Raw genomic sequence first — 375 nt, forward strand, 5'->3', positions numbered from 1 at the left:
AAACCGATGCACCAGCCCGTGTAAACGGGGCTGGGAAGGGTTAATGCATGCCGCGTCTACGGCGTGCAGATGAGACCGTGTGTACGTGTAGTCCAGGCGTCCACTGGACCCGTTCCCGGGTCACGATGTTGCGACTTTGTCGCAANGTGGGCCCATAGCTCAGTGGTAGAGTGCCTCCTTTGCAAGGAGGATGCCCAGGGTTCGAATCCCTGTGGGTCCATCACTCGGAGCGGATCGAGACCGTGCCCCTTAAGTGGGGTCAACGTCTTCGATCTAATCCGAACGAAAACCGATGCACCAGCCCGTGTAAACGGGGCTGGGAAGGGTTAATGCATGCCGCGTCTACGGCGTGCAGATGAGACCGTGTGTACGTGT

At 58.6% G+C, this 375-nt stretch carries 1 tRNA gene; it reads left to right on the top strand.

From position 1 onward, the window contains the following. The first annotated feature begins 148 nt into the window (after positions 1–148). Positions 149–220: transfer RNA gene (locus C477_RS05600), tRNA-Ala, on the top strand. Positions 221–375 lie beyond the last annotated feature (155 nt).

The organism is Haloterrigena salina JCM 13891 (genome assembly GCF_000337495.1).
GTDB classification, from domain to species: domain Archaea; phylum Halobacteriota; class Halobacteria; order Halobacteriales; family Natrialbaceae; genus Haloterrigena; species Haloterrigena salina.